Consider the following 18379-nt stretch of genomic DNA (forward strand, 5'->3'; position numbering starts at 1 on the left):
TATGCTGAAACAAAAGTCTGCTAAAGAACTATATCAAGATTATAAGGAGATAAATCAAAAAGCAGCAGATGTCAATTATGCATCGGCAGTATTGGGCTGGGATCAAGAAGTCTTCATGCCTGCAAAGGGATTTGAACATAGAGGTAGGCAGTTAGCTACACTAGCCTCTTATAGTCATGAATTGCTTACTAGTGAGCACTACGGCAATATATTAGAACAGCTACTAAGTAAGGATGGGTTAAGAGAAGATGAGTTAGCCAACGTACAACTTAGTAAAGAAGATTATGATAAGGAGACTAAGCTGTCTACAAGTTTAGTGGAAAGATTGACTAATCAAGTAAGTAAAAGCTACGACGCTTGGATAAGGTCGAGGAAGGAGAATGATTATAAAGTATATGTGCCTGAGTTGACTAATATGCTGGCACTGACTAAAGAGAAAGCAGATGCCTATGGTTATGAAGGTCATGTCTATGATGCTTTGCTAGATGAGTATGAAAAAGGTGCTACAGTTGCTATGCTAGAGCCCATATTCTCTCAGGTAAAAGAACAGTTACCACCTTTATTAGCGAAGATCAAAGAGGCACAACAGGTAGAAAGCTCCTTCTTGTACAAAAACTACCCAAAAGATAAGCAGTGGGATTTTTCCATCGCCGTCTTGAAGAAAATGGGATATGATTTTGATGCGGGTAGGCAAGACTTGTCAGAGCATCCTTTTACTACTTCTTTTTCTCCAAACGATGTAAGGGTAACAACCAGAGTAGATGAAAATGATTTTGCGTCACTACTATGGAGTAGTATACATGAAGGCGGTCATGCGCTATATGAGCAAGGGTTGTTAGCAGAGCAATATGGTTTGCCATTAGGAGAGGCGGCCTCATTATCGATACATGAGTCCCAATCTAGAATTTGGGAGAATAATGTTGGAAGAAGTCTACTGTTTTGGAAACATTTTTATCCAGAGTTGACAGGCTTGTTTCCCGATCAGCTAAATGGTGTGGACGTAAATGCATTTTACAAGTCTATAAATAAAGTAACGCCATCGCTTATTAGAACGGAGTCTGATGAGTTGACATACCATTTCCATGTATTGATCCGTTATGAAATAGAAAAAGAACTACTGTCAGGAGCTATTAATGTAGCAGACTTGGCAGAAGTATGGAATAGCCGTTATCAAAACTACTTGGGGGTGTCAGCTACTAACGATAAAGAAGGAGTGCTGCAAGATGTGCACTGGGCTCATGGTAGCTTTGGTTATTTCCCTACTTATTCTTTAGGTAGTTTTTATGCGGCACAGTTTTATAAGCAAGCTAAAAAAGATATGCCCGATCTTGAAGCAAATATCGCAATAGGTTCGTTTAAATATTTTCATCAATGGCTGACCAATAAGGTGCATGTTCATGGTAGAAAATACCGTTCTGAAGAATTATGCGAAAGGATTACAGGAGAAGGATTGAACTTGGGAGCATTTATGGAGTACGCTACTACTAAATACGGCAATATATACGGGATATAGCATAAGGTATGCCAAAAGAGAGCTATATATATACCGAAGCATTAACAAAAGAAGAGTATGCTTTTTTAGAAAAAAAGGCAGAAAAAGAAGGAGCTCAGTTTTATAAGGTGGCAAGGGTTTTGATGGCATTCTGCTTTATAATCCCTTTTATTTTTGCATGGTTTCAGGCAGCAGAGGGCGATGAGATCGAAATTGAGATAGCGTTTTCTTATGCGAGGTACTTTTTCGGTGTTTTGTTTCTTTTGGTTTTTGCAGGTAGTATTATGTTTGTCAGCTATAAGCGGAATTTAGGAAAGTTACATGCAGATCTGAAGGACAAGCTAAAAGTGATAGAGCGTACATACATAAAGCGGAAGCAATATATGCCTCATAATAATTCCTATTATTTCTACTTGGAATCGCCTAACAAATTGAGCATAGAAGTAAGAGCGCAAGATTTTAATAATTATGCCAACGGCGATGAGCTAAACATCGAGTATGCAGCCCACTCAAAATTCTATTTCAGTTATTTTTAGTGCTTTCGATTAACTTTGCACGAAGTTTTTATGGTAAGGATCGGTAAAATAGTAGCTACCCATGGTTTGCAAGGCACTGTGATATTAAAGCATATCGTAGAGAAGAGCAACTGGTTAAAGGCAAACGATGTGCTGTTTGTTGCGTTGAGGAAGGGGAGCAATATCCCTTATTTTGTGCAAGAAGTGAAGGAGAAAAGTTCCGATGAACAACACATTTTGCTAGAGGAGATAACCACAATGGAGGACGCTAAAGTCTTAGTAGGCAAAGATGTGTATGTTTCAGAAGATGTGCTTGGTAAGACAAGTAAAGAATCTCCGTTGATGTGGGTAGGTTTTAACATTGTAGATAAAACTGTAGGAGGTATAGGGGAGATTGCAGATGTAATGCAAGCGGGTCAGCAGTGGATAGCAACTGTTATGTATGAAGATAATGAGGTGTTGATACCATTAGTAGAAGAAATAATTTTAGATATAAACATCCGCAATAGATACTTAAGAGTTGACCTGCCGGATGGTTTATTAGATGTATATACAGGAGATAGCAATGATGAGGATTGATGTAATAACAGCGGTACCAAAACTTTTAGAAAGCCCTTTCGCTCATTCTATAATGAAGAGAGCGCAAGATAAGGGGTTGTTAGAAGTAGTAATTCATGATATAAGAGATCATACCCCTTATAAGCAAGCACAAATTGACGACTATCAATTTGGCGGTGGTGCAGGTATGGTGCTTATGCCTGAGCCCTTAGCTATATTGATAGATAAGCTAAAGGAGGAAAGGAGCTATGATGAGATCATATACATGACCCCGGACGGTATCACTTTTAATCAAAAGCAAGCCAATGCGCTGTCTTTAAAAGGTAACTTGATCATTATCTGTGGGCACTATAAAGGTATTGATGAGCGGATACGTGAATTATATGTTACGCTGGAGTTGTCGATAGGGGACTATGTATTAAGTGGTGGTGAGCTGGCCGCAGCAGTGGTGGTAGATGCTATTGGTAGATTGATACCCGGTGTATTGAATAACGAAACATCAGCATTGTCAGATTCTTTTCAGGATGGATTGTTAGCTCCGCCTGTGTATACAAGACCCGCAGATTTCAGAGGCCATAAGGTGCCTGAAGTTTTATTAAGTGGTCATGCAAAAAAGATTGATGAATGGCGTCAGGAGCAATCGTTAAAACGCACTGAAGAAAGACGACCTGACTTGTATGAGGATTGACACATAATTGTCAATTCTAATTTTGTCCCCCCATATATCACCCCGCCATTTTTTGTAGAGGTAAGCAGGTCTATGTTTTTTTGAAGCTAAAACATAGATACAATGAAAAAAATATTACTGCTATGCTCAGCTTTATTATGTGCCGGTGTTTCCATGGCACAGTACAAATGGGTGTCTCTACCCAATGCACCAACCAACGGTGGTAAACAAGATGACATTTACTTTGTAACCCCAACTACTGGGTGGAGTATAAATGGCTCAGGAAGAATTTATAAAACTTCAGATGGAGGCAATAGTTGGACAAAACAAATAGATAAGCCCGGCACCTATTTTAGATGTGTAGGTTTTATTGATTCCTTAACTGGCTTTGCTGGAAATATCGGTACAGCATATTTTCCCGGCGTAACAGACACTATCCCATTATACAAAACTACAGATGGTGGTGTGAATTGGCTGCCTGTAACTAATATCTCAGGACCAACCGTAAAGGGTTTATGTGCAATAGATGTTGTAAATGACAAGGTTGTATACGCTGCAGGTAGAGTAGGTAGTCCCGTGCACCTTATTAAGTCTACTGATAGTGGAAAAACATGGACCTCAAAAGATATGAGTGCGCATTGTGCTATGATCTTAGATCTGAAGTTTTTCGGGCCTGATACAGGTTTTGTTTTTACAGCTAGCGATGCCTCAGTACCTAGTAGTCATGCACAGGTATTATATACTACTGATGGCGGGCAAACGTTTACTACAGTATATACCTCTTCTCGATTTAATGAGATATGCTGGAAGGCATCTTTCCCATCGCGTAAAACTGGATACCTAACCATACTCAGCTACGATCCCCTGAATAATAATAGGTATGTAGCCAAGACTACAGATGGCGGTTTGACATGGACAGATCTACCGCTCGTGAATAATGGCTGTAAAGAATTCGGTATTGGTTTCGTGAGCGATCATGTAGGCTGGGTTGGTTCTGACTTGTCGGGGTATGAAACTACAGATGGAGGTGCTACATGGCAATCGAAAAATCTTGGGGTTTATACTAATAAAATAAGGGTGATACCTGACGGTGCTAACTTTGTGGCTTATGCTATAGGGCGTAATATTTTTAAGCTAAGTGCAGCCAAACCCTCGTCAATAAATACTGTTGCCAATAGCTCTGGTCAAATAGTGGTATCTCCCAATCCTGTTAATGCTGCATTGAGTATACAGTTGTTAGATGCATCTGCTAACAAGGAATATACTATTACTGTTTACAATACGCTTGGGGCAAAAATAAAAACAGCTCCATTGCTAATAAACGGAAATGGGAAGGGTACTTTGAATGTGAGTGATCTCGCAGGAGGTACTTATACAATTGTAGTATCGTCTGGAACAAAGCAATACACTCAAAAAATCCAGATAAAATAAAACGGTCATGAAGAAAATTATAGCCTTAGTTTTTTGTTGGGTATTGGTTTTAAGTGTTCATGCACAGCCTTATTACTTTTCTCGACGTATGGAAACGTATCAGGAAATAACCAATGATACTTCAATAGATAATGGCAGAACCTGGGGAGGCGTACAAGGAATTGTTTTGCCCATAGGGTTTACGTACAAATTTATGGGGCAAAATTTTACACAGTTTAGATTGGAGACGACTGCTCGTTTGGTATTTGACCCTTCTACCCATTTTTATTATGCCGATGGCTTTGCTGCAGTAGGGATACAAGATAGAGGTTATAGTAAGGGACTGAACTTATCGAAAAGGACCTATAAAGTAGAAGGGAGCATAGGGAACAGAATAATGAAGATACAGGTCAAAAATGCAGGTTGTGCTTCCGATACTTCGGTGTTCATGAACTTTCAACTCTGGCTATATGAAGGCAGTAATGATTTTGAATTGCACATGGGACCAAATAATGTTACTGCCAGTACTTCTTTTGTGCTAGGCCCATTGTCAGGGGTTCACCATCTTAAGAGTATTACACCTTTGAATTATGACTACGGGTTAATGGTATATGGTAATACTGCAATGCCAGATGATAGCACATTATCATCGTCGGGGGTAGTATTTGATAATTATGAGTTACAAGGATCTCCTGTTGCTAATACAGTGTATAAGTATAGCCTACAACCGCCAACTAGTATTCAAGAACCTAGGAGAGATAAGACGGGGCTTATTATCTATCCGACTATTACTACAGGAATGGTATATGCCAAGACTTCTATAGAAGTAGAAAAAGTATCTTTGCTGGATCTAAATGGTAGTTGTGTTCGGGAGAGTAATGATTATCCTTTGAATATCAATGATTTACCAAATGGTGTATATTGTTTGAAAACTTCTGATAAATCGGGTAAGACCTTTTTTAGCAGAGTGGTAAAGCAGTAAATGAGCTGGATTTGAAAAAATCTACAAACCTTTTGATAAATATTTTTGTTGATAAACAAATTACTATTACCTTTGCAGACCCAAAAACTAAGTAAAAATGGAAGCTGTAGCTTTTATACACGAGCAGTTATCTGCTAATAAAGAAATACCTGAGTTTAAAGCAGGTGACAATGTCACTGTTAACTATAAGATTGTAGAAGGTGCTAAAGAGCGTATTCAGTCGTTTAAGGGTAACGTTATTAAGCGTCAAGGTGTAGGTCATACACAAACATTCACTGTACGTAAGATATCTGACGGTATTGGTGTTGAACGTGTGTTCCCTTTATACTCTCCGCATATCGATTCGATCGAGGTGAATAAAAGAGGTCGTGTACGTCGTGCTAAATTGTACTACCTACGTAGCCGCTTTGGTAAATCTGCTCGTATTAAGGAGAAAATGTACATCTCTAAGAAGTAATATTATTTTTAATATATACGAAGCCTCGCTATCAGCGAGGCTTTTTTATTGTGAATAGTGGAATAACTAGCAGGGTAGCTACTTTGCTTTAACGTTAGATTGCCTTACTTTGCAGCGAAAATTATACAAAATGCAACGCGATACAGCAATATTTGGATTGATAGATGAAGAATTGGCCCGCCAGAGAAGGGGCTTGGAGCTGATAGCCTCAGAAAACTTCACAAGTGCTCAGGTGATGGAAGCCATGGGAAGTGTAATGACCAATAAATATGCCGAGGGTTACCCAGGTAGGCGTTATTACGGTGGCTGTGAAGTCGTAGATAAAAGTGAAACCTTAGCAATAGAAAGAGCGAAAGAAATATTTGGTGTAGCCTATGCTAATGTGCAGCCACATAGTGGTGCACAGGCCAATGCTGCTGTTATGCTAGCTGCTTTGCAGGCTGGTGATACTATTTTAGGTTTAGACCTTAGCATGGGCGGGCATTTAACGCACGGTTCTCCTGTAAACTTCTCAGGTAAGCTGTATAATGCAGTTCACTACGGAGTGAAAAAAGAGGACGGTTTAGTAGATTATGAAGAGCTGGAAGCAAAAGCGCTGGAGCATAAACCTAAAATGATCATTTGCGGAGCGTCTGCATATAGTAGAGATTGGGATTATGCACGTATAAGAGCTGTTGCTGATAAAATTGGGGCTTTTGTATTGGCAGATATTTCTCACCCTGCAGGTCTTATAGCGAAGGGGCATTTGAGAAGTCCGTTCGATCATTGCCACTTTGTAACAACAACTACACATAAAACGCTAAGAGGTCCAAGAGGTGGTTTGATATTGATGAAAGAGGATTTTGATAACCCTTGGGGTTTGACCAGTCCCAAAGGTGAGATTCGTAGCATGGGGCATCTAGTAGATATGGCAGTATTCCCAGGTACGCAGGGAGGTCCTTTAGAACATGTTATCGCAGCAAAGGCAGTAGCTTTTGGTGAAATATTGAGTGACGACTATACAGCCTATGCTAAACAAGTAGTAGCCAATGCGCAGGCGCTGGCAAAGGCTTTCTTGGCAAAGGAGTATGATATTGTGTCTGGTGGTACGGATAATCATTTGCTGCTAATAGACCTTAGAAATAAGAACATAAGTGGTAAGAAGGCTGAAAATACATTAGTAAAAGCTGATATTACCTTAAATAAAAACATGGTGCCTTTTGATGACAGGTCTCCATTTATTACATCAGGTATTAGAGTAGGTGTGGCTGCTATGACGACAAGAGGGCTTAAAGAAGCTGATATGCCTCAAATAGTAGATTGGTTAGATAGAGTGCTGATGTCTCCTGACGATGAGCAGGTGATAAGCACAGTAAAGGCTGAGGTGAATAAGTATATGGAACAGTTTCCGCTGTATCCTGAGAAATAGACAGAAAAGTTAATATTTCATGCCGTCGTGTAACAATTTTAATAACCACGACGGCATTTTGTATTTTTACAGATAATATAGGCTCTAGTCTATATTCTTTTCAATATAAAGCGATTTATGAGCAAGAGATTTTTTCAGGTTATTGGTCTTATTGTGTTGGTAGCCTTGTTGGTTACAGATGCCTCAGCACAAAGAAGAAGAGATAAGAATAAAAAGGAAGATGTACCGGAAATTAGTATTTACGACGTAGATACATTAATAAAATTGGTGCCATTGAACATGCAGCGTTGGCATGATAAGATAGATAGAGTGCAAGAGCAGGTAGACCTCGCAGATGGACGTACAGACGGTCGTATATATTATGCAGAAAATCCTGAGTTGACCAATATGCTTACAGAAGCCATGCTGAAAGATATTGATCAACTGGAAATTACTATTGAGAATTTACCTACAGATAGTATCGATGCTTTTGCTGAGCGTAATATGAAGATAAGATACTTGAGAGTAGTGTATGATTTTGTAAAAAGATACACTTCAGACTATAAGATAGATCCTTATTATTATAGAAGAGCATCAACAAATCTTCGCGGCATGATCATCGCTGATTTTGAAGGGCGTATGAGTGCTTTTGTAAAGGAAAATATCAATATGTATACTTTGGATAACTGCCCTTCTTTGCTGTCAGTAGCGTCTGAAGACAGAGCATTTATCTATAGGGAAATGGGTAAGCGTGAACCGGAGAAGTTGATAAAACGTTTAGATGAGTTTGCAACACATCCCTACGCTTGTGACATAATAAAAGAAGCGGCTAAAGTAGTGCCTAGCGAAGTGTTCAACTATGCTTCTTCTACCAACTATAAGTTGAGTAATGCTGTAAGGGCATGCGATGATGCTTTGGTACGTACTATTGTACAAATAGCCACATTGTCTAAGTCTCCATTAAAAGCTATGCCGTTTTTAAATGATGTGTATAGAGGTAAAAAGACAATTCCTGAGATCGATGCTATAACTGCGGATGAAGACCTGTTTTATCAGAACTTGGTAAGGCTAAAGTTGGAAAATGTAAGTCTTGGCGGAGATACCTACACCAATGAGCTTCAATACAGAGGATTGAAGTATGTGAGAGAGATGAATGACCTGCACGAAGAAACAGGGAAGGTGAGGTTTAAATGCATCAATGGTTTTTCTCCAGAAACGTTATATTTCATAATGGTCTATGGCCAGGATGAAATTTATACCAGTAGCTTTTTAGGAACGTTCAGTCGAATGCTGGAACGTATGGACTCTACAAAAGGTAATGAACTGTTGGAAAATGTGCATAAGGATAAGTTTAGAACCTTTTTGCGCATGTGTGCAGGGTACAATACGTTGAGTGAGTTTTTAGCAACCATGGGGCCAGCTGAGCGTACTGCTGTAATGAAAGAGTTTGTAGGTGGTTTGGAGAAAGGAAAAGAAAACGATCTGGAGGATGCGGTGGATGTTGCCGATGCGTTTGGTAGTATTAAGGATACTGTATTGGCAGATTTTTTAAGAACAGAGGTAAAGAAGAACTATGAGCATTCTTACCAGATAAAAAGTAAGAAAGGGGTTATCATATATGGTTTATTAGCTAGCTTATTTGAGAAGAATAAAAAAGCAGACTATGCTAGAGATGCTATCAGGGTAACATTTGATGATCTGACCAATGATTCAGGAACAGTGTATGAGCAATTCTATTTTTATGGAGATGAGGATGGTGCTGCTTCTTATAATAGTTTCCTGACCAATTTTAAAAATAAAAAATGGTCTATTACAAAGACGCAATACTGGACAGAGATTAAATCTTTGGTTGGTAAACCTGTGGTTATTTATGCCAACATGCCTTTGAAAGAACCGGAAGATGAAGTCGCCATAGAAAAATTGTGTAGCTACCTTGCTAAAAACAAAATAGAGCCTTCAATTATGGTACACAGAGGGCATAGCTATCACTTGCCACTTACACTAGAGCGATTGGTGAAAAAAACAAGAGTGGTGATGTTAGGGTCTTGTGGAGGGTATCATAACTTGGCTACAGTGTTAGACAAGTCTCCTGATGCTAATATTATCTCTTCAAAGCAAACGGGTGCAATGAGTGTGAATGAGCCCATCATTAAAGAAATTAATGATCAATTATTGGAAGGTAAAGATCTGAACTGGATAGATACTTGGAAGAGCTTAGACGTCTATTTTGCAGATAAGAGAGGTCCTGTCAAAGATATGTTTGACGACTATGTGCCACCACATAAAAACTTAGGTGCAATTTTTATTAAGTCGTACAGAAGATTGTTTAATGCTGATCTAGTGAACTAAACATGGGTAAAGTATCATTAAAAGAAATGGCTACTAGAGCGCCTAAAGCTTTAGTTAAAGAAGAAATAAAAAACGAATTAGCCAATATCCTTGAAGAGTTGGACGAGCTGCAAAATATGCTTTACGCTGAAGGTAAGCATAGTGTACTAGTGGTGTTGCAAGGTATGGATGCCAGCGGCAAAGATGGCTTGATAAAAAAAGTGTTTGGTAGTCTTAATCCTCATGGTATTCATGTGAAGTCCTACAAAGTACCTACAGAAGAAGAATTTGCTCATGATTTCTTGTGGAGAATACACAAGCATGCTCCTCAAAAGGGAATGATACAAGTTTTCAATCGCTCGCAGTATGAAGATGTTTTAGTGACTCGTGTACATAGCATGATAGATGACAAGACTGCTTTCAAGAGAATGAAAGCGATCAATGATTTTGAGCAGTTGATAACAGAGCATAATAGCACACAAGTATTAAAGTTCTACCTACATGTGTCAGAACAAGAGCAGAGAGAACGCTTGAAAGAGCGAATGACCATGCCTAGGAAAATGTGGAAGTACAACAAAAGAGACTTTGTAGAGGCAGCTTATAGGGAGCAGTACTACAAATGTTATGAGGACGTTTTTGAGAATTGTAATGCCATTCCTTGGCATATTGTCCCTTCTGATCAAAACTGGTATAAAGCCTACTATGTTGCTAAAAAGCTAAGGGATACCTTGAAGTCCTTAAATATGAAATACCCAACTATTTAATAGCTAGGCTTTTTTCTTAGCTATTTTCTTTTTGGATTTAGGTCTTGGTTTTAAGCGAAGGTATATCAGTTTTATATTGCCTTTGTCTTGTCGCTCATCGATCTCAAAATTGCTGATGGATTTCATTAATAACCCTAGTTTATTAAAACCATAGTTACGGGGGTCAAAGTCTGGTTTCTTTTTGTTGATCAAATTGCCTACATCACCAAGGTAGGCCCAGCCGTCTTCTTCAGCAAGATCGTTGATGGCATTGGTAAATGTCCGAATGAGTTTTTGGTCTATTTTCTGAATGCTTTCTTTCTCTTGCTTTATAGTGTCTGCATTGTCTTTTGCTTCAAGGGCATCCTGCTTTAATATTTCCAGGTAGATGAACTTCTCACATGCAGCAATGAAGGGGGAGGGGGTTTTCTTTTCACCGATACCTATTACTTTCATTCCTGCTTCTCGCAATCTCAGAGCTAATCTTGTAAAATCACTATCGCTTGATACGATACAAAAACCATCGACACGTTTGCTGTAAAGTATATCCATAGCATCAATGATCATCGCAGAGTCTGTTGCATTTTTACCTTTGGTATAGCTATACTGCTGTATTGGTGTAATGGCATTATCCAGCAGTACTTCTTTCCAAGAGTTCATATGAGGTCTGGTCCAATCGGAGTAGATGCGCTTGTAAGTAGGCGTACCATACTTGGCTATCTCTTCCATGATCTCTTTTACTCCAGAAGCTGGTACATTATCAGCATCTATAAGTACTGCAAATCGTAGATCCTGTGTGTTGTTCATATGCTTGAATGTAGGTAAAAAAATAATAAGGTATTGTTAATGAAAAACGGGTAAGACTATTGTCTTACCCGTTAGTGTATATTGTTAGTCCATTTCTATGAGCTCTTTCTTCATGTCAGGATTGCCATCAATATAACCAAATACCTTTTTTTGGTGTTCAGTAAGCTGCCCTTCTTGTTCTCTTATCAGCTTGCTCATTTCTTTTACTGTCAAGGTCGATTTGTCGGGACTCCATCCCGGAGGAGCAAAAATATAGTTGAGTTTGTCTTTTAGGGTTTTAGCCTTTCTTACATCTCCCATTATATTGCCATATTCGTGAAACATGATCACAAATGGATTGTAGCTCTCTGGTGGTTTGGTTACTCCAAAATGACGTTCTTGTCCATCACGGCCATTATGGAAAGTACCAAATAGTTTATCCCAGAATATAAAGATGCCGCCATAGTTCTTATCCATGTAGGCAAAGTTCTTACTGTGATGTATTTGGTGTAGTTGAGGTGTATTAAATATCAATTCATACCATCCTAAGTGAGGTACTTTTACAGAGTGCAGTAAGAATTGGTAAGAAGAGTTGATCGCTAGTGCGGTAAAGACCATAGCAGGGTGAAAACCTATTGCAGGCATCCATAACCAGTAGATGGGTTTAAAGAAAAATATAACCCAACCGTTACGGAAAGAGGTACCAAAGTTGAAGTATTCGGAAGAGTGGTGTGGTATATGTGCCGCCCATAGTACACGAACAGTGTGTGCAAAACGATGATGCCAGTAGAAATTGAAGTCGTCGCCCAAAATACAAAGTACCCAAATATACCAGTCTGTGCCTAACCACGAATAACCCATGGCTTCTCTAACTGGTTGGAATAATTTGAAAATAGCCATGAATACGGCTAATGTCCCTGCCTTGGTAAAGGCCTGAACTAATACTGCTCCAATACCAACACCTGCACTTGCCGCCGAGTCTTTCTTCTCATAAAGTTGTTCATCATTCTTAAGACTCATAATTACCTCAATAGCAATTATGATAATGGCTATTGGGATAATGTAGGGAATGAAATAGACGGCTTTCATCTCTGCAATTTCGTTCATACTATCTTATTTAATGTTTGTCCGTTTTTGCTCTTTCTTTAGAAAGAGATAAAAATAATAAATATCTGGTCTTTAATCAGTTATGTTTTAAGACTTGGTTTGCTCTTATTGAGGCGCCAATATATAAAGGTTAGCACAGCAATAGCTAGAGATAGCATTGTGCCCATGGTAAGATACCAAAGCGTAAGTAACGATATGATCAATAATGCTTTGGCACTATCGCGTACTTTCATCGCAAAAGCTACCATTATAAATAGACCTATTGCTCCCCAAAGTAGAAACATCCATTTCATGAAGTCGGATTCGGGATCAATGTTTACTGATTTTACCAATCCCGCCCAAGGGCCAAGTTGACCCGCATACTCGCCAGTCTCAGGGCGAAAATAATCACCGATCATTAATGCTCTGCTACCATCCACTACCATAAAGCTGAATAGAAAGAAGGATAGTAGGATAATCACCCATTTTAAAACCATGCCACTATATTATTATAGAAGCACAATTTTAAGCTATTTATTGTGGAACTAAGAATATTGAAGGAGAAACTTAAATGTTTAAACCTGCCCCAAACCGTATATATAACATGTCTCGAAAAAATACTGTGTTTGTTCCTTTGATTGTTAAATGTCCAGTACTGCTACTGTATTCTTCCCTTTTGCTAAACTGATGTTCAGAGATTCTGATAGGTACATTTACATCCAGAAGGAATCTTTTACTGATATTGATATTCAGCCTTGGTACAATAAACGTTTGTATCCCAAATACTCTTTCTGTAAATGGATTGAAATTAGACCATTGTGGTGTATGACGATATTTCACAAAGTATGGAGAGGCGGCAAAACCAAGAGATGGTTGCAGTTTCCTATTCTTTAGAAATACTTGAATGTATTCGTATCGAATAGCCACTTTAAACTCTCTTACATCACTTACGAATCCCCAAATGCGTGCAGTGTCTGAAGAGTAAGATGTTCTAGAAGAGTATTCATTGTCGGATAGGCTTGTAAGTTCTAGCTCATGTCTATTACCCCTTTTATTCATGCGGTTAACAGCAAAAGTAGGATTGAAAAAATGACTAATACCTGTTTGAGATGTTAGTGTGTTTCTTTTCAGATCTACATTGGCCGATTCTCTATTAGGGGATATAAGACCATAAAGTTTTACTTGATATTTATAGCCGTTAGTTGGCTTTTGTGCATAGCATGTTATAGCTATAAAAATAGTAATAGCGGTTAATATATATTTCATTGGGTTGCTTTATAGGTAAACGGTTAGCCCCAGTGAATCGTATCAATTCATGAAATTTTAACCCAATGCTACATCTAGTATCATCATGACCAAGAAGCCGCCGATAAAACCAAGAACGGCAAGGTCGGTATATTTATCTCTTTGTGTTTCAGGAATCACTTCTTCTACTACTACAAATATCATTGCACCTGCTGCAAACGCTAACGCAAAAGGTAGTATTGGTTCTATATAGATAACCGCTAATGCTCCCAGCACACCTGCAATGGGCTCTACTATTGCCGAAAGCTGCCCATACCAGAAGCTTTTCTTTCTGCTAGCGCCCAGCCTGCGCAAGGGCATAGCTACAGCAATACCTTCAGGAAAGTTTTGTATGCCGATACCTATAGCTAGGGCAATAGCACCAGCTATTGTTGCATCACCCATGCCGTTAGCCGCTGCGCCAAACATAACACCTACGGCTAAGCCCTCAGGTATATTGTGTAGTGTAATGGCTAATATGAGTAGTGTCGTGCGGTGTAGTTTTGTTTTTACACCTTCTGTTTCTTCCAGCTTAAAGTTGATATGTAGGTGGGGGGTGAAACGGTCTAATATAAAAATGAACATGGCTCCTACAAAGAAGCCTACAGCAGCAGGCATCCATATCATATTAGGATAGAGCTTTTCCGACATCTCGATAGCTGGGTTCAGCAAGCTCCAAAAACTTGCCGCAACCATAACACCACCTGTGAAGCCAAGCATGGTATCCAGCACACCTCTATGCATACTTTTGAAAAAGAATACTAAAGAAGCTCCTAATGCTGTAACTAGCCAAGTAAAGCATGTAGCTAATAGTGCACTATATATTGGTCCTATCTCAACAAAGAAATCTGTAATAACCTGCATATGCTTGTCTAAAAATATTTTTAGACAAATCTAAATAAACTAATTGAATTGTCACATCTATGTGAATAATATTTATTTCAACTAAAAAATTAGTTTTAAAACTAAAAACTTAGTAGTTTTACTAAAGAATTAGTAATAACAGTATAATGAAGAAGAATTTTAAACCATTAACTAAGGCTGAAGAGGAAATAATGCAAGTGATCTGGGAGCGGGAAAATGTTTTTATAAAAGACATAGTAGATGAATTGTCAGAGCCTAAGCCTCACTACAATACTGTAAGCACTATTGTAAAAATACTGGAAGAGAAAGGTTTTGTAGATCATGAAAGCTTTGGAAAATCTAACAGGTATTTTCCTTTGGTGCGCAAGGCAGACTACAGTAAAAATAGTATGAAGCAATTTGTAAGCAAATACTTTGAAGGGTCGTTTTCAAATATGCTCTCCTTTTTTGCCAAAGAAAAAGATATATCCATCACCGAGTTGGAGGATATATTAAATGAAATGAAGAAAAAATAAGGTTATGCTATATATACTACAAGTAACCATATACACAGGATTGATCTGGTGGTTGTATCTCGTGTTGTTAAGAGATAAAACACTTCATAGTTTCAATAGATTGTATTTATTACTAGCAGCAATATTGCCTTTAGTGCTACCGCTCATCAAACTGCCATGGGCAATTGAGTCGAATGCAGTGGCATTTGTAGCTACAGGAAATATGCTGGACGAAATTATTATCGAAAGTCAAACCTTCTCTAGTAAAGCAGGCTTCAACTGGTTCAATACAGTAGCAATTGTTTATGTCTTTATTGCGTTGCTATTATTGGTAAGATGGTGCATCAATTACATTAAGGTGTATAAGGCTACTAATAAATATGAGCAGAGCAATCGGGGCGACTATATTGTGCTTACCAATACTCAGCATGGTCCGGGTAGCTGGGGTAAGTATATCTTCTTGCCCGATGCAGAAGAAAATCCTGTCATTCTTGAACATGAAGTAGCCCATGTACGTTTGAAGCATAGTAGGGATACTATATTCATCAGTCTGCTTCAAGCAGTGTTTTGGCCCAATATATTTATACATATCCTAAGAAAAGAAATAACTCTAGTGCACGAGTTTCAGGCAGATAGAGCTGTAAATGCGAATGGTGACGACTATTCTAAACTATTACTGTCCTCTGTTTTTGCCACCTGTACATTACCCCTATCTCATTCATTTATTATTCATCCTGTAAAACGTAGAATTATGATGTTAAAAAATAGGCGACAGCCTAGCAAAGCACTAAGAGCTATAGTTACACTTTCACTTGTAGGGCTTATAGGAGCTGTTACCACACTACAAAGCTGCGAACAACAAAAAGCAGAAGTAAAAGTAGTGACACAACATGAAATGTCTAAGCTGACCAAGATGCCTGAGTGCGAAACAAGCCTTACTCAGTTTTTTATTGATAATGTAAAATATCCTGAAGAGGCTAAAGAAAAGAACATAGAAGGAAAAGTTGTGGTAAAATTTGTTGTTACCGATAAAGGAGAGGCTATCGACGCAACGGTTGTAAGTAAAGATGCCAACCCGCTATTGGCAGAAGCAGCACTGGACGCTATGAAAAAAATGCCTACATGGGCGCCCGGTGAGATAGATGGGCAGGCTGTAAGTGTGGAAATGATGTTGCCTTTTGTATTCAAAATGAAAGAGGATACAGACAATCCACCACCTCCTCCGCCACCTATAGATGTGAAAGAGGTGACGGAGCATGACATTACAAAACATGCAATGTTTAAAGAAGGTCCTGCAGATATCTTAGTGAATATTTACACTTCTGTAGCCAGTAAATATGAAACGCTAAATATGGCTACGAAGAAAAAGCTCGTTATAATAAAGGAGCTGCTAGGCGATATGGAAGCTCGGTTTGTAGTAAAGGCATAATTGAAAAAAATAAAAATTTAAGCCACTCCAATACGGAGTGGCTTTTTGATATGCACTTAACACGTCATTTCGTATCTTGCCGCCGTTATGAGTAAAGAGATTGTTGTAAGCGGTATACGTTCTACTGGTTTTTTGCATTTGGGTAATTACTTCGGTGCCATGAAGAATTATGTGAAAATGCAGGATGAATATGATTGCTATTTTTTTGTGGCAGATTATCATTCCTTAACTACACACCCTGATCCGAAAGATCTGAAGTCGAATGTGTTTCGTGTAGCAGCAGAAAATATTGCTTGCGGTCTTGACCCAAATAAAGTGGCCTTGTATGCACAAAGTGATATCCCTGAAATACCGGAGTTATACTTGATGCTCAACATGATGGCCTACAAGGGAGAGCTGGAAAAAGTGCCTACATTCAAGGATAAAGTGCGTACGCAACCCAATAATGTAAATGCCGGTTTGTTGACCTATCCTGTATTGATGACCGCTGATATTTTGATACATAGAGCATTAAAAGTGCCTGTAGGTAAAGATCAGGAGCAGCATATAGAAATGGCACGCAACTTTGCTTCAAGATTTAATAATAGATATGGTGAACTATTCCCTGAGCCATATCCATTCAACTTTAGTAGTGAGCTTGTAAAAGTACCTAGCCTCGATGGTGCCGGTAAGATGAGTAAGAGCGAGAATGTAAATGCTACCATTTACTTAGCTGACGAAGATGAGGTGATTCGTAAAAAAGTAAAAAAGGCAAAAAGTGATTCTGGTCCTACAGAACCCAACAGCGAAATGCCGGAGTATATCAAGAACCTATTCTTGCTGATGGATCTAGTGTCGGAGAAAGAGGTGGTAGACAAGTTTAGAAAGGACTATAACGAATGTGCTATTCGTTACGGTGATATGAAAAAGCAACTGGCTGAAGATATGGTAGCATTTGTTGCACCTATTAGAGAGAAGGCTACAGAGTTGCAAAAAGATGAAGAGCAACTGCGCAGAATATTGAAAGAGGGTGCAGAAAAAGCAAGAGCAAGTGCATCAAAAACCATTGCCGAAGCAAGAAAATTGATCGGTATTAACTATTATTAATGTACTTAAGCCTGTTTTTATTGAAATAGGTTGTTATCTTGTATTCCCTTATCAACTATGAGTTAAACCATTATTGAAATTACCAGAGTATAAGAGATTACTATGCCTCCAAAAAAGAAAATAAAACATATTGCAGTTGCAGGAAATATAGGAGCTGGTAAAACAACGCTAACTACAAAGCTGGCTAAGCATTATAAATGGACACCGCATTTTGAAGATGTGGATCACAATCCATACTTAGTAGACTTTTATGAAGACATGCATCGTTGGTCGTTCAACCTACAGGTGTATTTCTTGAATAACAGGTTGCAGCAGCTAGAGGTGATACGTAATGGTAAAGATACCGTAATACAAGACCGTACCATATATGAAGACGCTTATGTTTTTGCGCCCAACTTGTATGAGATGGGGCTAATGACCAAGCGTGATTTTGAAAACTATTCCTCTTTCTTTAACACGTTATCTAATATGGTGGCGCCGCCCGACTTGTTAATATACATCAAGGCGTCTATACCTAAGCTGGTAGACCAAATACAAAAAAGGGGTAGAGAATATGAAGAGAACATCAGGCTCGACTATCTAAAACGTTTGAGTAGACTATACGATAAATGGGTAGATAGCTATGATAGTGGTAAACTACTCATCGTTGATATAGATAATGTAGACTTTGAGGAAAACGAAGAAGACTTTGCTGAAATAATCGCCCGTATAGATGCCCAAATCAACGGATTATTCTAGAAAAAATAATAATTCCCAAATACTGTAACATTTAAGTTGCTTTAACGATATAGTTATTATACTTGTTAATAAT

19 protein-coding genes are annotated in these 18379 nt (G+C 38.6%); 14 read left to right on the forward strand and 5 right to left on the reverse strand.

All coding sequences use genetic code 11. From position 1 onward, the window contains the following. The first annotated feature begins 1 nt into the window (after position 1). The 10 genes from R2800_00795 (at position 2) to R2800_00840 (ending at position 10560) form a co-directional block, all read left to right on the forward strand. Positions 2–1513, forward strand: a complete 1512-nt coding sequence (locus R2800_00795; protein MEZ5015562.1) for a carboxypeptidase M32 — start codon at positions 2–4, stop codon at positions 1511–1513. Positions 1514–1521: 8 nt separating this feature from the next. Continuing rightward, positions 1522–2028, forward strand: coding sequence for a hypothetical protein (locus tag R2800_00800; GenBank protein MEZ5015563.1), 507 nt, complete (start codon positions 1522–1524; stop codon positions 2026–2028). Positions 2029–2058: 30 nt separating this feature from the next. Continuing rightward, complete coding sequence (gene rimM / locus R2800_00805; protein MEZ5015564.1) at positions 2059–2586, forward strand: ribosome maturation factor RimM; 528 nt, start codon at positions 2059–2061, stop codon at positions 2584–2586. Beyond that, on the forward strand, positions 2573–3253 hold the full coding sequence (gene trmD, locus R2800_00810) for a tRNA (guanosine(37)-N1)-methyltransferase TrmD (GenBank protein ID MEZ5015565.1): 681 nt from the start codon (positions 2573–2575) through the stop codon (positions 3251–3253). Before rimM ends, trmD begins: the two co-directional genes overlap by 14 nt. Before the next feature lie 102 nt (positions 3254–3355). After that, positions 3356–4663: a T9SS type A sorting domain-containing protein gene (locus R2800_00815; protein ID MEZ5015566.1), complete on the forward strand. Its 1308-nt coding sequence runs from the start codon at positions 3356–3358 to the stop codon at positions 4661–4663. Between the two features lie 7 nt (positions 4664–4670). Continuing rightward, on the forward strand, positions 4671–5624 hold the full coding sequence (locus R2800_00820) for a T9SS type A sorting domain-containing protein (protein ID MEZ5015567.1): 954 nt from the start codon (positions 4671–4673) through the stop codon (positions 5622–5624). Positions 5625–5721: 97 nt separating this feature from the next. Continuing rightward, positions 5722–6081 (forward strand): 50S ribosomal protein L19, encoded by a 360-nt coding sequence (gene rplS, locus R2800_00825; protein MEZ5015568.1) that lies wholly within the window; start codon positions 5722–5724, stop codon positions 6079–6081. Between the two features lie 130 nt (positions 6082–6211). After that, a complete protein-coding gene (gene glyA / locus R2800_00830; GenBank protein ID MEZ5015569.1) occupies positions 6212–7489 on the forward strand; it encodes a serine hydroxymethyltransferase in 1278 nt (425 codons plus the stop codon). Between the two features lie 117 nt (positions 7490–7606). Beyond that, positions 7607–9817 carry a hypothetical protein gene (locus tag R2800_00835; GenBank protein MEZ5015570.1) on the forward strand — a complete coding sequence of 737 codons (2211 nt, stop codon included), beginning with the start codon at positions 7607–7609 and terminating at the stop codon, positions 9815–9817. Between the two features lie 2 nt (positions 9818–9819). Continuing rightward, on the forward strand, positions 9820–10560 hold the full coding sequence (locus R2800_00840; GenBank protein ID MEZ5015571.1) for a polyphosphate kinase: 741 nt from the start codon (positions 9820–9822) through the stop codon (positions 10558–10560). Positions 10561–10563: 3 nt separating this feature from the next. On the opposite strand, the gene R2800_00845 is transcribed toward R2800_00840, so the two are convergent. From R2800_00845 to R2800_00865, 5 genes are all read right to left on the reverse strand, one after another. Next, a complete protein-coding gene (locus tag R2800_00845; protein MEZ5015572.1) occupies positions 10564–11346 on the reverse strand; it encodes an NYN domain-containing protein in 783 nt (260 codons plus the stop codon). A gap of 84 nt (positions 11347–11430) precedes the next feature. Then, positions 11431–12432 carry a sterol desaturase family protein gene (locus tag R2800_00850; protein MEZ5015573.1) on the reverse strand — a complete coding sequence of 334 codons (1002 nt, stop codon included), beginning with the start codon at positions 12430–12432 and terminating at the stop codon, positions 11431–11433. 80 nt (positions 12433–12512) lie between these two features. Continuing rightward, on the reverse strand, positions 12513–12908 hold the full coding sequence (locus R2800_00855; GenBank protein MEZ5015574.1) for a hypothetical protein: 396 nt from the start codon (positions 12906–12908) through the stop codon (positions 12513–12515). A gap of 70 nt (positions 12909–12978) precedes the next feature. After that, positions 12979–13677, reverse strand: coding sequence for a hypothetical protein (locus R2800_00860; protein ID MEZ5015575.1), 699 nt, complete (start codon positions 13675–13677; stop codon positions 12979–12981). Between the two features lie 57 nt (positions 13678–13734). Beyond that, on the reverse strand, positions 13735–14559 hold the full coding sequence (locus R2800_00865; GenBank protein ID MEZ5015576.1) for a ZIP family metal transporter: 825 nt from the start codon (positions 14557–14559) through the stop codon (positions 13735–13737). 146 nt (positions 14560–14705) lie between these two features. On the opposite strand from R2800_00865, the gene R2800_00870 reads away from it, so the two are divergent. From R2800_00870 to R2800_00885, 4 genes are all read left to right on the forward strand, one after another. Next, positions 14706–15074: a BlaI/MecI/CopY family transcriptional regulator gene (locus R2800_00870; protein ID MEZ5015577.1), complete on the forward strand. Its 369-nt coding sequence runs from the start codon at positions 14706–14708 to the stop codon at positions 15072–15074. 4 nt (positions 15075–15078) lie between these two features. Then, a complete protein-coding gene (locus R2800_00875) occupies positions 15079–16482 on the forward strand; it encodes a M56 family metallopeptidase (GenBank protein MEZ5015578.1) in 1404 nt (467 codons plus the stop codon). An 87-nt stretch (positions 16483–16569) separates the two neighbouring features. Beyond that, positions 16570–17568, forward strand: a complete 999-nt coding sequence (trpS, locus tag R2800_00880) for a tryptophan--tRNA ligase (protein ID MEZ5015579.1) — start codon at positions 16570–16572, stop codon at positions 17566–17568. Positions 17569–17670: 102 nt separating this feature from the next. Then, positions 17671–18306 carry a deoxynucleoside kinase gene (locus tag R2800_00885; protein ID MEZ5015580.1) on the forward strand — a complete coding sequence of 212 codons (636 nt, stop codon included), beginning with the start codon at positions 17671–17673 and terminating at the stop codon, positions 18304–18306. Positions 18307–18379 lie beyond the last annotated feature (73 nt).

Origin of the sequence: Flavipsychrobacter sp., assembly GCA_041392855.1 — a bacterium.
Lineage (GTDB): Bacteria > Bacteroidota > Bacteroidia > Chitinophagales > Chitinophagaceae > UBA5543.

Excerpts from the sequence above, each read along its gene's own strand:
- R2800_00795 (MEZ5015562.1), top strand. The coding sequence starts at position 2 with ATGCTGAAACAAAAGTCTGCTAAAGAACTATATCAAGATTATAAGGAG.
- R2800_00800 (MEZ5015563.1), top strand. The coding sequence starts at position 1,522 with ATGCCAAAAGAGAGCTATATATATACCGAAGCATTAACAAAAGAAGAG.
- rimM (MEZ5015564.1), top strand. The coding sequence starts at position 2,059 with ATGGTAAGGATCGGTAAAATAGTAGCTACCCATGGTTTGCAAGGCACT.
- trmD (MEZ5015565.1), top strand. The coding sequence starts at position 2,573 with ATGATGAGGATTGATGTAATAACAGCGGTACCAAAACTTTTAGAAAGC.
- R2800_00815 (MEZ5015566.1), top strand. The coding sequence starts at position 3,356 with ATGAAAAAAATATTACTGCTATGCTCAGCTTTATTATGTGCCGGTGTT.
- R2800_00820 (MEZ5015567.1), top strand. The coding sequence starts at position 4,671 with ATGAAGAAAATTATAGCCTTAGTTTTTTGTTGGGTATTGGTTTTAAGT.
- rplS (MEZ5015568.1), top strand. The coding sequence starts at position 5,722 with ATGGAAGCTGTAGCTTTTATACACGAGCAGTTATCTGCTAATAAAGAA.
- glyA (MEZ5015569.1), top strand. The coding sequence starts at position 6,212 with ATGCAACGCGATACAGCAATATTTGGATTGATAGATGAAGAATTGGCC.
- R2800_00835 (MEZ5015570.1), top strand. The coding sequence starts at position 7,607 with ATGAGCAAGAGATTTTTTCAGGTTATTGGTCTTATTGTGTTGGTAGCC.
- R2800_00840 (MEZ5015571.1), top strand. The coding sequence starts at position 9,820 with ATGGGTAAAGTATCATTAAAAGAAATGGCTACTAGAGCGCCTAAAGCT.
- R2800_00845 (MEZ5015572.1), bottom strand. The coding sequence starts at position 11,346 with ATGAACAACACACAGGATCTACGATTTGCAGTACTTATAGATGCTGAT.
- R2800_00850 (MEZ5015573.1), bottom strand. The coding sequence starts at position 12,432 with ATGAACGAAATTGCAGAGATGAAAGCCGTCTATTTCATTCCCTACATT.
- R2800_00855 (MEZ5015574.1), bottom strand. The coding sequence starts at position 12,908 with ATGGTTTTAAAATGGGTGATTATCCTACTATCCTTCTTTCTATTCAGC.
- R2800_00860 (MEZ5015575.1), bottom strand. The coding sequence starts at position 13,677 with ATGAAATATATATTAACCGCTATTACTATTTTTATAGCTATAACATGC.
- R2800_00865 (MEZ5015576.1), bottom strand. The coding sequence starts at position 14,559 with ATGCAGGTTATTACAGATTTCTTTGTTGAGATAGGACCAATATATAGT.
- R2800_00870 (MEZ5015577.1), top strand. The coding sequence starts at position 14,706 with ATGAAGAAGAATTTTAAACCATTAACTAAGGCTGAAGAGGAAATAATG.
- R2800_00875 (MEZ5015578.1), top strand. The coding sequence starts at position 15,079 with ATGCTATATATACTACAAGTAACCATATACACAGGATTGATCTGGTGG.
- trpS (MEZ5015579.1), top strand. The coding sequence starts at position 16,570 with ATGAGTAAAGAGATTGTTGTAAGCGGTATACGTTCTACTGGTTTTTTG.
- R2800_00885 (MEZ5015580.1), top strand. The coding sequence starts at position 17,671 with ATGCCTCCAAAAAAGAAAATAAAACATATTGCAGTTGCAGGAAATATA.